This is a genomic window from Micromonospora arida, assembly GCF_003857035.1.
Taxonomy (GTDB): domain Bacteria; phylum Actinomycetota; class Actinomycetes; order Mycobacteriales; family Micromonosporaceae; genus Micromonospora; species Micromonospora arida.
On sequence record NZ_QGSY01000087.1, the window covers coordinates 16,785 to 29,686 of the forward strand.

The window sequence follows — 12,902 nt, forward strand, 5'->3', positions numbered from 1 at the left end:
TTACCTCCGACGGAACGAGGCGATCGAAGAGGTGGTGGCGAGCTGTGCCAGCAATCGGTCGAAGCCGTCGACCGGTTCGCCGCGAAGGTGGACGGCGAGGAACCCGGACAGCAGGTCGACCAGGAGCGCGCGGGTGGCTTCCGGCTCGGCGGTCGCCTCCTCGTCGAGGAAGGCGCGCGCCGAGGTGGGATCGAGCGGGTGCACGATGCCGAAGTGGTTGGCGCCGGCCAGCCGCACCAGCAGGTTGGCGCCGCCCGCGTCGGGCAGCGCCTCGTCGAAGGTGCGGGTGATCGGGTCGGCGCGGGTGGCCGCGTCCTCGCCGTACCGGTCGGCCGAGCCGTTGATCACGCCGTCGTGGGTGCCGGCGAGCAGCATGACCGGGCAGTCCACCTGGGCCGGCAGCACGGTGCCTGCCGGCCAACCGAGCATGGTCGCCACCATGGTGTGCGCCCCGTAGCTGGCCACCGCACGGACCTCGGGCAGGAACCGCGCCGACTGCAGGGCGACCGTACCTCCGGCCGAGTGACCCACCAGCGCCACCCGGTCGAGGTCGAGCAACCCGTCGAGCGGCCCGGTGAGCTGTGCCAGCGCGTCGAGCACCGGGCGCAGCGACGGGCTGGTCGGTCGGCTGCCGTAGCCGTCCGGCCGGGCCGCGTCCAGGTCGACGCCAGGAGTGATCCCGTGCAGGCCGGCGAAGAGCACTCCGACCCAGTCGTAGGTCACCGCGACGACGCCCCGGGCGGCCAGTTCCACCGCCAGCCAGCGGTAGGCGTCCTGCCCGACGTTGACGCCGGAGACCAGCAGGACCACCGGGTACGGGGCACCGGCCGGGTCGGCCGCCAGCACCCCGCTGAGCCGCTCGGCGTCCGAGCCGGTGGGCCGGGCCGGGTAGTAGACCCGCAGGTGCGCGGTGTCGAACGGTGCCGGCGCGCCGGGGACGCGTACGGCCGACCAGACCGACCGGACACCGCCTTCCTGCCCACCGCTCATACCGACGGCCGGGGGAGTTCGCGGTCGCCGCCCCAGAGTGCGCGGACGAGCTGATTGGTGGTCTCCTCGCCGAAGTAGCGCACGCCCATCACGTTCGCCGGGTCGCGGTCGGCGATGTTGCGGCGGATCCGCAGATCGGTCTCGGCGAGCGCGGCCCGCTCCTCGGCCGGCACCGGCTCGGCCTCGTCGACCCAGCGCAGCCAGCGGTCGACGTGGGCGTGGGTCACCTGGCTGACCTTCTCGATGTTCTCCGGGCTGCGGTCGAAGGAGTAGCAGTACGCCGTCGGCGACAGGCTGGCCCGGATGAACCCGGCCCGGCTGACGAAGTAGTCGAACGCCGGGTCGTTGCGCAGTTGCAGCCACTCTTCGTTGGCCGGCTCGTAGTACCGGTCGTAGTAGTCGCCGTGCTCGACCATGTTGACCCGGGGCACCGAGTCGACGTAGAACCAGCCGCCGGGCCAGACCAGCAGGGCCAACCCCAGGTGCGGCACCCTGACCTGCGGGCCCAGCCAGCACGTCAGGTGCAGGTTGGCGAAGCTGGCACCCGGGTTGCCCAGCCAGGAGTGCACGAGCCAGTCGACCTCGGGCCCGGTGTACGCGGCGAGCGAACCGCCCGGTCCGTTCGGGTAGTCCCCGTAGTTCTCCAGCGGCTCGGTGGACGGGTCGCGGGTCAGCGCGAACCGTGCGGTGATCTTGGCCTTCAGCTCACCCAGGAGTGCCTGGTACCGGTGGAACGTCTCGTGGACGTCGACAGTGGGGGAGTCGTCGAGCATCTCCTCGACGTGTTTCAAGGTGTCGGCCACGGGTCAGCGCCTTTCGGTAAGGGCCTGGACGAGCCGCCACGGGCGGCCGTCGACGAGGTCGGTTCGGCGGGAGACGAGCCGGTTCGCCGCCTGCGCCGGGGCCACGACGGCATGCGTGACGGACCGGTCGGCGGCGATGTCGGTGCGCAGCGGGCTGCTGATCCGGCCGGTGAACGGCCCGGCCCAGGTGGTCCAGAGGGTGAAGTCGGCGCTGAGGGCGAAGACCGCTGCGCCTGTGCCGAGGGGCCCGGCGGCGATCACGTTGAGCCGGTTCTCCGCGGCCCGCTCCGGCAGGCCCAGCGCCAGCTCCCAGGGCTCGCGCGGGGTGAACGGCACGGCGACCACATCGGCGTCGGCGAGCGCGGCGAGCCGGAACGTCTCCGGGAAGATCGCGTCGTCGCCGACCACGATCGCCAGCCGCCCCCAGGGCAGGTCGAAGGTGCGCAGCGCCCCGCCGGGCCGCGCGGCGTCGCGGGCCGCGCCGGCCCGATGCAGTTGTGGCTGCTCGCCGACCACGCCGTCGGGGCCGATGAGCAGCCCGACCGGGCCGTCGGCGCTGCGAGCGGTGGCCACGGCGTACCCGTCGGTGCCGCGCAGCGCCGGTGCCAGCGTCGCGGCCACCTCGGCCGGCCCGACGTGGGCGCCGAGGGCGTCCTCGGCGAGCACGGCGAGCAGAGCGCCTTCGGTGACCGACGTGCCGAGCAGGTCGGCCGCCTGGCCCGGGTCCCGCGGACGGACCACGGCGACCGGCAGGCTCGGCGCGCTGGGCGGCCGGCGGCGGCCGGTCGGCACGTCCCCGAGCGGGCCGTAGAGTTCCGGCCGGCGGGCCGCGAGGATGTCGGTGCCGTCCGGGCGGTGCTTGTCGTCGGCGCGCTCCGGAGCGATGTCGGCGATGACGACGGCCTCACCGGTACGCGGCCCCTTGGCCAGCACCGTGCCGTCCGGTGCGACGATCTGCGACTCGCCGGCCCCGTGCAGCCACTGCTCCGGCACGCCCAGACCGCGGCTCATGGCCGGCAGATGCTCGGCGGGCAGGAGCGGGCCGACCTTGTTGGCGGCGATCACCCAGGCCCGGTTCTCCGCGGCCCGCACCGGAATGTGCAGCGCGGCCTCATCGGTGGCGAACGAGTTCAGGCTGTTGAGCAGCACCTGCGCGCCGCGCAGCGTGAGCCCGCGGGTGGTCTCGGGAATGACGCCCTCCATGCAGGCGTACATGCCGAGCCGGCCGATCGGGGTGTCGAGCACCGGTCCGACCTCGGTCGCCGGGTCGAGGTGGTCGTTCTCGGCGCCCATCAGGACCTGCTTGTCGCAGCTGCCGAGCAGCGCCCCGTCCGGGCCGAAGAGGAAGTTGGTGCCGCCGGTGCGGCCATCGGGATAGGCGTGCGTGACATTGATCTTGAGGTACACCCGATGCTCGGCGGCGCTCGCGGAGATCGCGGTGAGGAAATCGTCGCCCGGCCGGGTGGCCAGGGCGTGCGCCTGGGCGCGGTCGGTGTACCAGGCCAGATGGTTGCAGAACTCGGGTAGCACCACGAGCTGTGCGCCCTGTCGGGCGGCGTCGGTGACCAGGCGCAGGCAGGTGGCCAGATTGGCCCCGATGTCCTGGCCGGCCTCGAACTGTACGGCGGCAACCCTTATGGTCATTCCCGCTCCGGTTCCCCTGGCGAAACGCTGTTTCCAGAACATACACTCGGGCGACGCCGGGGAACAGGGGGAAGAACAGGTGTTTACGCACGTGGTACTCATGAAGTTCGACGATGCGGCCGATGCTGCCAAGGCGAGGTCGCTGCTGGAAGGCCTGGCCAGCACAATTGATGAGATCGCGACGCTGACCGTCGCCCTGGACACGCTGCGGACCCCGGTCTCCTACGACCTGTGCATGATCAGCACACACACCGATGTGGACGCGTTGCGCGCCTACCAGTCCCACCCCGCCCACCTGGAGGTGGCGGGCTGGCTCAAGCCGCGCCTCGCGGCCCGCGTCGTCGTCGACTACTGACGGCAGCGCTCGACCGACGCGGCCCGGCCTCAGCCCGGGTACGCGTTGGCGGGCAGCCCGGCGCCACCGGGCCGGAACGGGCCGGGCGCGTGCACGACGCAGGTCTGCGCGTACTCGGCCAGCCCCTCCTCGGCGTACTCACGGCCGTAGCCGGAGCGCTTCACCCCACCGAACGGCGCCCGCAGCGACAGCCCGGTGCGGTTGTGCGTGTTGACGAAGACGAAGCCCGCCTCGACCCGACGGGCCAGCGCGAACGCCCGCTCCTCGTCGGCCGACCAGACCGAGCCGCCAAGGCCCAGCTCGTCGGCGTTGACCCGGGCCAGCAGTTCCTCCTCGTCGTCGTAGAGCAGCAGCGGCACCGTCGGCCCGAACTGCTCCCCGGTGATGACCTCGGCATCGTCCGGTGCGTTCAGCACGAGCGTCGGGGCCACGAAGTACCCGCCGGCCAGGTCGGTGCCACCGTCGACAGTGCCCAGCGGCAGCGCCGTGGCACCCCGGGCGACGGCTGCCGCGACGATCCGCTCGATCCGGGCGACGGCACCGGCCGAGATGACCGGGCCCATGCTCACCCCCGGCGTGAGCGCGTCACCGACGCGCAGCACCTCCGCCGCGGCGGCCCGGTACGCCGCCACGAACTCGTCGCGGCGGCTGCGGTGCACGTACAGGCGCTTGGCAGCCATGCACACCTGGCCGCTGGTGGCGAAACTCGCCAGGACCAGCCGGCGCATCGGCTCGGTGCCCAGGTCGGCGTCCGGAAGGAAGATCGCCGCGTCGTTGCCGCCCAGCTCCAGCACGACCGGTGTGGTCTGGGTGGCAGCGGTCGCCGCCACCTGCCGGGCCGCCACGCCGCCGCCGGTGAACGCCACCTTGCGCACCAGCGGGTGCCCGACCAACGCCGCACCGGCGGCGGCGTCGCCGTGGACGACCGCCAGCGTCCCGTCGGGCAGCGCCCCGGCGAGCAGGCGCAGCACCTCCGAGACCGCCAGCGGGGCCAGCGGCGAGGGCTTGACCACCATCGCGTTGCCAGCGGCGAGGGCCGGGGCCACCTTGAGCAGGGTGAGGATGATCGGCGCGTTCCACGGCGTGATCGCAGCAACCACACCGTACGGCCGGGGCAGCCGCAGCAGCCGACCGGCCGCGTCGTCGATCTCCCGATCCGCGTACGCCGCCGGGGCGTGCTCGACGACCCAGCGCAGGTACGTGCCGGCGAACCCGACCTCACCACGGCAGTCGGCGAGCACCTTGCCCGACTCCCGGGCCAGCAGCTCGGCCAACGGTTCGAGTCGCCCGGCGATTGCGTCGGCGCCAGCGGCCAGCGCCGCGAGCCGCCGCGCGATGCCGGTGGCCGCCCAGCTCCGCTGCGCGGCGTCGGCCCGCCGGACCAGGGCGTCCACCCGCTCAGGCCCGTCGACCCCGACCGTGCCGACCAGCTCGCTGGTCCTGGACGGGTTCTCCCGCTCGATCACCGTGCCGTGCCGGCCCACGCCAGGTGTCGTCATGCCCGTGCCACCGACTGCCCGGCGTCGGGCCGCAGGGCTGCGATCATCGAGCTGCGCAGCAGATACGCGCGGGCCGCCTTCGGATCCTCGGTCATCGCGCGCAGGCCGGCCAGATGCGCGGACCGCAACTGCGGATCGGTGGCCCGCATCCGGCGGTAGTTCTGGTCGGAGACCTCCTGCACGTAGGTCAGTGCGATCCGGCGCCGCTCGTCGGCCACCGCCGTCACCGCCCGGTCCAGCTCCCCGCCGTCCGGTGCCGGGCGGCCCGAGGCCAGCACCTGCGCGTAGGCGACCGCGTCGTGGATGCCCGAGTTCATGCCCAGCCCACCGAGCGGGTTGTTGACGTGCGCGGCGTCGCCGGCCAGCAGCACCCGCCCCTGCCGGAACGTCGCGGCGACCCGCTGGTGCACCCGGTACAAACTGGCGTGCGCCACCCGCCACGGCCGGCCCGGGTCGGCGATCGCCCGCAGCCGCCCGTCGAGCCGGCCCAGCTCGTGCGCGTCAGGGGTGCCCTCGGGGGTGGGCAGCAGCACCCGCCAGTGGTCCGGCGTGCGCAGCAGCACCGACCACTCGACCGGGTCGAAGACATAGTTGACGTACGCCAACGGGCCGAGCAACGCGGGCAGGTCCTCGTCGGTGGAAGCCACCAGGAACCGTTCCGGATAGGTGATCCCGTCGAACGGCAACTCCAGCGCCCGCCGTACGGCCGAACTGGCGCCGTCGGCCGCGATCAACCAGTCCCCGATCACTTCCCGGCCGTCCTCGGCGACCGCGACCACGCCGCCGTCGACCCGGTCCCCGGCCTGCCGTACCGAATCGACCGGCCAGCCAAAGTGGACCCGCGCCGCCGGATGCCGCGCCAGGTGGGCCAGCAGGATCACGCACAGCTTGGACTGCTCGCACTGCACCCGGTACGGGTACGGGGTGTCCTCGGCGAGCACCGAGAGGTCCAGCTCCGCGATCAGTCCCTCCCGGCGATCCCGGTAGGCGAACGTCGGCGCCACCAGCCCGCGCGCCAACAGGTCCGCGCCGACCCCCAACGCGTCGAGCATCTCCAGCGTCGGCGGGTGGAACGTGGAGGCACGGGACTCGGCGGCGAGGTCGTCACCGGCCTCCAGCACGGTCACCTCGCAGCCCCGGCGGGCCAGCGCGAGCGCCGCGGTCAGCCCGACCGGCCCCGCTCCGGCGATCAGCACGTGCATCAGGCGTATCTCCGATCGAGAGTCAGCGCATCGTCCTGGCCGACCAACGCGGTGAACGACGACCAGGCGAGCCGGGGCACCGCGTCGGCGTGACCGTCCCGGCCGATCGCGGCGTAGGCGGCGGCAGCCGCGCGCAGCGCGGCCAGCATCGGCGCGACCGGGTGCAGCACGACCCGGACCCCGAGCGCGCCGAGCGCGTCGTCGGGCGGGAAGGCGCGCACACCAGCCGCCTCCGAGCGATTCACCACCAGGGGTACGCCGGGCAGCGCGGTACGCACCGCCGCCAACTCCTCGGCGGTGTCCACACCCTCCAGGAAGACCGCGTCGGCACCGGCGTCGGCGAACCGGCCGGCCCGCTCGATCGCCTCGTCGAGGCCGGCCACCGAGTAGGCGTCGGTGCGGGCGATCAGCACCAGGCCGGTGCCCGCCTCGGCGATCGCCCGGATCTTCGCCGTCGCACCCGCGATGTCCAACAGCTCCTTGCCGGCCAGGTGGCCGCAGCGCTTCGGGCTGACCTGGTCCTCCAGGTGCAGCCCGGCGACTCCGGCCGCCGCGTACCGCTGGGCGGTCCAGACCGCGTGCAGCGGATTGCCGTAGCCGGTGTCCGCGTCGGCGATCAGCGGCACGCCGCCCAGTGCGGGGACCAGCCGCGCGGCCCGCTCCGCGACGTGTGTGCCGTGCAGGTATCCCAGGTCGGGAAGGCCCAGCTCGACCGCGGCGCAGACCGCGCCGGACAGGTGCACGACGCGGTGCCCGGCCCCGGCGGCCAGCGCGGCGGTGAGCGGGTCGTGTACGCCGGGGGCGTGCACCGGCGATGCGCCGCCCAGCAGCGCCCGCAGCACGTCGGCCGGGCGTGCGGTCACCGCGCCGCCGGCCGTGTTCGGGGGCGAAGCCTGCGCCGGGGCGGTCTCACCCGGGGTCATGACCGGCCGTGCAGCGCGAAGCCGCCCTCGACGCCGACGACCCGCGGGTTGGTGAAGAACCGCAGGGTCTCGGCGGTGCCCTCCTCGCCGTACCCGGACAGCCCGAACGCCGGGCGCGGGCTGAACAGGTGCAGGCTGAGCACCGAGGAGCCGTTGACCTTGACCTCACCGGCCCGGATCCGGCGGGCCACGGCCAGCGCGGCCTCCTCGTCCGCGCCGAGCACGTACGCCTCCAGCCCGTACGACGTGCCGTTGGCCAGCGCCACCGCCTCGTCGACGGTGGCGTACGGGTGCACCGCTGCCACGGGCCCGAAGATCTCGTCGCCGGTGTGCGCGGCGGCGACGCCGGTGACCAGCGTCGGGGCGAGGAAGTTCCCGCCGGCCAGCGGCCCGGCCGCCGGCAGCGTGGTGCCGGTGACCGCGGTTCCGCCGTGGGCCAGCAGGTCGTCGCGGGCGGCCACCACCCGGGCCAGGTGCCGGGAGTGCACCAGCGGACCGAGGTCGGTCGCGGGGTCCAACGGCGCGCCGGCGACCAGGCCGGCGAGCCGGTCGGCGATCGCTGCGACGATCTCGTCGTGCCGGTCGGCGGGCACGATCAGCCGACCGAGCGCCCGGCACCACTGCCCGTTGAGGGTGCTGAGCAGGTCGACCGCGGCCCGGGCGACATCGGCGACGTCGGCGTCGGGGAGCACGACCAGCGGGTTGTTGCCGCCGAGCTCGAGCTGCACCGGCTTGATGTCGTAGGCGCAGGCCGCCGCGACCGCCCGACCGGCGGCGAGCCCGCCGGTGAAGGAGACCGCCCGGATGCGGGGATCGCCGACCAGGGCCGCACCGGCCTCGGCCCCGCCGTGCACGAGCTGGAACACCCCGGCCGGCACGCCGGAGGCGGCGAGCGTGGCCCCGACGACGGCGGCGAGCCGTTGGCTGCCGTGCGGGGCGTACTCGCTGGGCTTGAGGATCGTGGGGCAGCCCGCGGCGAGCGCGTTCGCGACCTTGTGCGCGGCCATCGGCGCGGGCGCGTTCCACGGCACCACACAGGCGGCCGGACCCCAGGGCAGTCGTTCGGCGTACGCGATCCGGCCGTCCTCGCGCTGGAACTCCTGGCTCTGCGGGCCCTGCCGTAGCTGAGCGGCGGCCAGCCGGAACGAGCCGCCGAGGATCACGCCCAGCGGTGTGGTCTGCCGGATCGGCACGCCGGTGGTCGCCGACTCCAGCGCGCAGATCTCGGCCGCGACGCCCTCGACCGCCTCGGCGACGGCGTCCAGTACGTCGGCACGATCAGGGGCCGGTAGCGCGGCCCAGCTCCCGGCCTCGTGCGCCGCCGACGCGGCGGCGACGGCGGCCTCGATCCGGTGCGGCGGCGTGCCGGCAGCGGGTCGCCGCACCGCCCCGGTCGCCGGATCCTCCAGGTCGAACCCGAGCGGTGTGTCGCTGGGCGTCCAGACCCCGTCGACCAGGTCGGCGAGATCGGGCAGGTCCGGCTGGGTCACCCGGCCACCGCCGCGAACAGGTTGTTGGACCGGTCGCTGGTCACCGAACCGGCCGCCTCCAACCGGCCGCGCTCCGGCGGGAACGTCATCACCAGTCCCATCGCCAGATCGCGCAGCGCCCGGCCGACGGACCCGTTCATGGTGGCACCGGACGTGCCGGACGCCTTGAGCGCGCCGACCGCCACGTCGAAGCACGCCTCGCAGATCGAGCCCTTGGCCAACCGCCACTGCCGGTAGACCTCGGCGTGCGGGCGCAGCGGCGGCTCACTGGTCTCCAGCAGCAACTGGCGGCGCAGCCAGAGGTACGCCGTCTCCAACCGTTCCGTCATGTCGCCGATGATCACCTGGTGCATGGGGCTCTCCGCAATCGGCCGACCGGTGTCGGCGAAGGTCTTCCGGGTGAGACTGGTGAGCGTGTCGTCGTAGACACTCTGCGCCGCACCGACGTAGACCGCGGTGATGGCCAGCTGGTTGCCGACGAAGCTGCCCCGACTGCACTGCAACATCTTCACGAACGCGCCGGGCACGGTGAGCGCCTCGTCGGCCGGAATGAAGACGTCGTCGAGCCGGATGCCGTGGTTGGCCGAGCCGCGCATGCCGATGCCGTCCCAGGCCGGTCGTGAGGCGACCCCGGCGGCATCGCGGGGGACCAGGAACAGGGCCAGCCCGTCCGCCGTCTCGTGCCCGGCGAGCCGGGCGGTGACCAGGTAGGTGTCGGCGACGCCGGTGGCGCAGCCGAACGACTTCTCGCCGGTGAGCGACCAGCCGTCGACGCCGTCGCGGCTCGCCGGCGTGGCGGTGGTGGAGATGGCGATGTTGGCCGAAGAACTCTTCACCGCCTCGCTGGCGAAGTTGGCCAGCCACACCCCACCAGCCATCCGGGTCAGCACCTTCTCGGCGAAGGCCCGCACGGCGGGGACGTCGGCGTCGTCGAAGAGGCCGCGCTCGATCGCCTCCAGCGGCAGCAGGCCCCGGGAGGCACTGGTGTTGTGGAAGAAGAAGGCCAACGCCGTCGACGGGCACGCGCTGCCCATGGCGAAGGTGGCGGCGGCGAGGTCACGCAGGCCGCCGCCGAGGCCGCCGTACTCCTGCGGAACCACCAGGCCGAGCAGCCCGGCATCGCGCAGCAGCGCGACGTGCGCGGCGGGGAACACCCCGTCGGCGTCGGCCTGCGCGGCGGCGGCCCGCAGCGCGGGCAGCACCTTCTCCACCCGGGCCGCGCGATCCTGCTCGGCCGGGGTGAGGTCGTCGATGAGCCGTCCGCCGGTGGACATGTGGGTCACTCCTCTGGTTTGGTGGCGGGGAGCCGGGGACAGGACACCCCGAGTTGCCGGGCGAGAAAGACCAGGTCGCGGGTGCGCAGGGCGCTCGCTCGACCGCTGAGGGTGGTGTCGAAGCCGGTGACGCCGCTCTTCATCGCGACCATGGCGTTGACCAGGCCGAGCCCGCGCTGCGGCCGCAGCCGCACCCGGAGTGAGGCGCGGCGGGCGCGGACCGTGGCGTCGGCGAGCACGGCCCGCACCTGCACCGGGCTGGCGTCGGCCTTCTCGACCAGGGTGACGGCGGTGTGCCCGGCACGCAGCAACTGGTCCAGCTCGGCGAGGGTTGCATCCTCGCCGCCGGGCCGGAAGGCGTCGGCGATCATCGGGCCGGGGGTTGCCCGCACCGTGAAGCCGGCCGTCACCAGGGTGTTCGCGCGCAGGCGGGAGAGTCGGCCCCCGATCGCGATGTCGATCTTCTCCGGCAGCGGGTCGGCGAGCTGACTCCACGCGCTGGAGTGGAACAGCAGCGGGGCACCGACCCGGGGGGTGCTGGCCGCGAGCACCTCGCCGACGAAGATCGTGTGGTCGCCGCCGGGATAGGCGTGCACGACCCGGCAGTCCAGCCAGGCGGTCGCGTTGGCCAGGACCGGGCAGCCGGTCTCGGCGTGCGCCCAGTCCAGCCCGGCGAAGCGGTCGGTGACCTCGGGACGCATGCCGGCGAAGCGCTGGCCGATGCCGGCCTGGCCCTTGCCGAGAAAGCTGATCGCGAAGACGCCGGCCCGCTCCACCAGGGCGTGGCTGGGAAGGTGGACGCCCAGGCAGACGGAGACCAGCGGCGGGTTGAGGCTGACCGACGAGAACGAGCTTGCGGTCATGCCGTGCCGCTGGCCGTCGATGACCGTGGTCACGACACCGACGCCACTGGGCCACTGGGCGAGAGCCGAGCGGAACGTGATGCTGTCGACCGACACTGGCAGGGTCTCCGTTTCGCATGAGGAAACGTCGTTACCAGAAACGTAACGAGGGGTGGTGGCCCGTGTCAACCGCCGATCGGTCCGGGCGCCTCGCCGCCGAAAATCGGTGACCCGCCCAGGACACGGTGTTTCGCTAGGTGGAATCGAGCGCCCTACACTGCTCTGGAGACGGACGGACGAACAGCACTGTGGAGGCCCAACCATGCCCAGTCGGACATCGGAGGCGACGGCGCCGGCCGCGGAGGACGGCGACGGCCAGTCCCGCTCGATCGCGGCGGTCGAGAGGGCGATGGACGTGCTGCTCTACTTCGGGCGCAGCGGGCGCCCGGACCTGGGCGTCACCGAGATCGCGACCGCGCTGGGCCTGACCAAGGCCGCCGTGCACCGTATCCTCACGGCGCTGCGCAGTCGGGAGCTGATCACCGTCGACCCGAGCACCCGTCGCTACGCACTGGGCCACGCGGCCGTCACGCTCGGCCGGGCCTACCTGGCCCGCACCGACCTGCGCGCGATGGCCGGCCCGGAGCTGCGCGCGCTGGCGGCCGAGACGGGCGAGACCGCCACGCTGTCGCTGCGCCGGGGCGACACCCGGCTGTACGTCGACCAGGTGGTGCCTGAGCACGAGCTGCGGCTGGACGTCAACATCGGCATCCCGTACCCGCTGCATGCCGGCAGCTCGTCCAAGGCGTTCCTGGCCTTCGTCGACGACGACGAGCTCGACGTCTACCTGGAACGGCACCGGCTCGACGAGATCACCGACCGCACCATCACCGACCCGGCGAAGCTGCGCAAGGAGTTGGCCGCCATCCGTAAGCGCGGCTACGCCACCTCGCGCGGCGAACGCCAGCCCGGCGCGACGTCGATCGCCGCACCGGTCTACGACCACGACGGGCACGTGGTGGCGGTCGTCAGCGTGGCCGGGCCGGTGGGGCGGTTCAAGCCGGACTCGCCTGAGCTGGCGAAGTCGCTGCTGAAGGCGACCGGCCGAATCTCCGCTCAGCTTGGCTACAGCGGCGCCTGACCGACCTGTCCGGGTCACAGCGCCGCGAGCGGCTTCAGCACGCCGAGCGCCGCGGCCGCCAGCACGCTGCCCCAGATGCCCCACACGTAGGGTAGGCAGCCGTCGATCGCCCGCCGCATCGCGCGCTCCACCTCCGGCGTGGAGCCGGTCGTCATCAGCGCGCCGAAGGCCGGCCCGAACGGGCGCAGGGTGAGCCGGATGCCCAGTCCGCAGGCGATCGCGATGCTGTACAGCAGGATCTTGCCGCCCAGCCACCTCGGGTTGGTGTCCACGCCGAACGGTGCGGCGGCGAAGAGCGTGTAGAGCGCGGTCCCGGCCAGGCCGGCGATCAGCACGATCCGGACCGTCCAGTCCCCCCGGCGTACCCACCGACGGTGGCCCGGGCGGTGGTGGTCGGAGATCGTGGCGGCCAGCCACGCCGCCGCGAACACCCAGACCAGTGCGACGATCGGCCAGCCGAACGGGTTGATCCCGAAGACCCGCGCGCCGTGCGGGTCCAGCGCCATCAGCGTGACGCCGCTGGGCAGGAAGAGCACCAGGCAGATCTTGGGCCCCAGGTCGAGCCCGCCCATGATCTTCAGCGCGGTGGCTCGGGCGGCCGGAGTGAGGTCGGGCTTGAGGACGAACCGGCTCGACCAGAAGACCCCGAGATCTCCGCCCAGCCAGAAGACGAAGAGCACGATGTGCAGCAGAATCCACCAGCCGTGCGGGTGCGGTCCCATGGGGCCTCCTTGACGTC

The 12,902-nt window shown here is 73.4% G+C and carries 12 protein-coding genes; 2 read left to right on the forward strand and 10 right to left on the reverse strand.

What is annotated here, in order from left to right:
* Genes DLJ58_RS03300 through DLJ58_RS03310 form a run of 3 tightly spaced genes read right to left on the reverse strand, consistent with a single transcriptional unit; the run spans position 1 to position 3,437 of the window.
* Positions 1 to 990 carry an alpha/beta hydrolase family protein gene (locus DLJ58_RS03300; RefSeq protein WP_208740828.1) on the reverse strand — a complete coding sequence of 330 codons (990 nt, stop codon included), beginning with the start codon at positions 988 to 990 and terminating at the stop codon, positions 1 to 3.
* A complete protein-coding gene (locus DLJ58_RS03305; RefSeq protein WP_124853789.1) occupies positions 987 to 1,793 on the reverse strand; it encodes an oxidoreductase in 807 nt (268 codons plus the stop codon). The genes DLJ58_RS03300 and DLJ58_RS03305 overlap by 4 nt, the downstream gene beginning before the upstream one ends.
* 3 nt (positions 1,794 to 1,796) lie before the next feature.
* Positions 1,797 to 3,437: a nitrilase-related carbon-nitrogen hydrolase gene (locus tag DLJ58_RS03310; protein ID WP_124853790.1), complete on the reverse strand. Its 1,641-nt coding sequence runs from the start codon at positions 3,435 to 3,437 to the stop codon at positions 1,797 to 1,799.
* On the opposite strand from DLJ58_RS03310, the gene DLJ58_RS33745 reads away from it, so the two are divergent.
* Positions 3,430 to 3,792, forward strand: a complete 363-nt coding sequence (locus tag DLJ58_RS33745; RefSeq protein ID WP_279635830.1) for a Dabb family protein — start codon at positions 3,430 to 3,432, stop codon at positions 3,790 to 3,792. The genes DLJ58_RS03310 and DLJ58_RS33745 overlap by 8 nt on opposite strands.
* A gap of 29 nt (positions 3,793 to 3,821) precedes the next feature.
* On the opposite strand, the gene DLJ58_RS03320 is transcribed toward DLJ58_RS33745, so the two are convergent.
* From DLJ58_RS03320 to DLJ58_RS03345, 6 genes are read right to left on the reverse strand one after another with little or no spacing between them, the layout of a single operon-like run.
* On the reverse strand, positions 3,822 to 5,291 hold the full coding sequence (locus tag DLJ58_RS03320) for an aldehyde dehydrogenase family protein (RefSeq protein WP_124853792.1): 1,470 nt from the start codon (positions 5,289 to 5,291) through the stop codon (positions 3,822 to 3,824).
* Positions 5,288 to 6,493 carry an FAD-dependent oxidoreductase gene (locus tag DLJ58_RS03325; protein ID WP_244218764.1) on the reverse strand — a complete coding sequence of 402 codons (1,206 nt, stop codon included), beginning with the start codon at positions 6,491 to 6,493 and terminating at the stop codon, positions 5,288 to 5,290. The genes DLJ58_RS03320 and DLJ58_RS03325 overlap by 4 nt, the downstream gene beginning before the upstream one ends.
* Complete coding sequence (locus DLJ58_RS03330) at positions 6,493 to 7,416, reverse strand: isocitrate lyase/PEP mutase family protein (RefSeq protein WP_244218765.1); 924 nt, start codon at positions 7,414 to 7,416, stop codon at positions 6,493 to 6,495. The genes DLJ58_RS03325 and DLJ58_RS03330 overlap by 1 nt, the downstream gene beginning before the upstream one ends.
* Positions 7,413 to 8,906, reverse strand: a complete 1,494-nt coding sequence (locus tag DLJ58_RS03335) for an aldehyde dehydrogenase family protein (RefSeq protein ID WP_124853794.1) — start codon at positions 8,904 to 8,906, stop codon at positions 7,413 to 7,415. The genes DLJ58_RS03330 and DLJ58_RS03335 overlap by 4 nt, the downstream gene beginning before the upstream one ends.
* Positions 8,903 to 10,180 carry an acyl-CoA dehydrogenase family protein gene (locus tag DLJ58_RS03340; RefSeq protein WP_124853795.1) on the reverse strand — a complete coding sequence of 426 codons (1,278 nt, stop codon included), beginning with the start codon at positions 10,178 to 10,180 and terminating at the stop codon, positions 8,903 to 8,905. Before DLJ58_RS03340 ends, DLJ58_RS03335 begins: the two co-directional genes overlap by 4 nt.
* Positions 10,181 to 10,185: 5 nt before the next feature.
* Positions 10,186 to 11,139, reverse strand: coding sequence for a flavin reductase (locus DLJ58_RS03345; RefSeq protein WP_158629540.1), 954 nt, complete (start codon positions 11,137 to 11,139; stop codon positions 10,186 to 10,188).
* 205 nt (positions 11,140 to 11,344) lie between these two features.
* Here DLJ58_RS03345 and DLJ58_RS03350 point away from each other — a divergent pair, with 205 nt between their 5' ends.
* Complete coding sequence (locus DLJ58_RS03350) at positions 11,345 to 12,163, forward strand: IclR family transcriptional regulator (RefSeq protein WP_124853797.1); 819 nt, start codon at positions 11,345 to 11,347, stop codon at positions 12,161 to 12,163.
* Positions 12,164 to 12,177: 14 nt separating this feature from the next.
* Here DLJ58_RS03350 and DLJ58_RS03355 read toward each other — a convergent pair whose 3' ends face one another.
* Positions 12,178 to 12,885 carry a hypothetical protein gene (locus DLJ58_RS03355; RefSeq protein ID WP_124853798.1) on the reverse strand — a complete coding sequence of 236 codons (708 nt, stop codon included), beginning with the start codon at positions 12,883 to 12,885 and terminating at the stop codon, positions 12,178 to 12,180.
* Between the last annotated feature and the right edge of the window lie 17 nt (positions 12,886 to 12,902).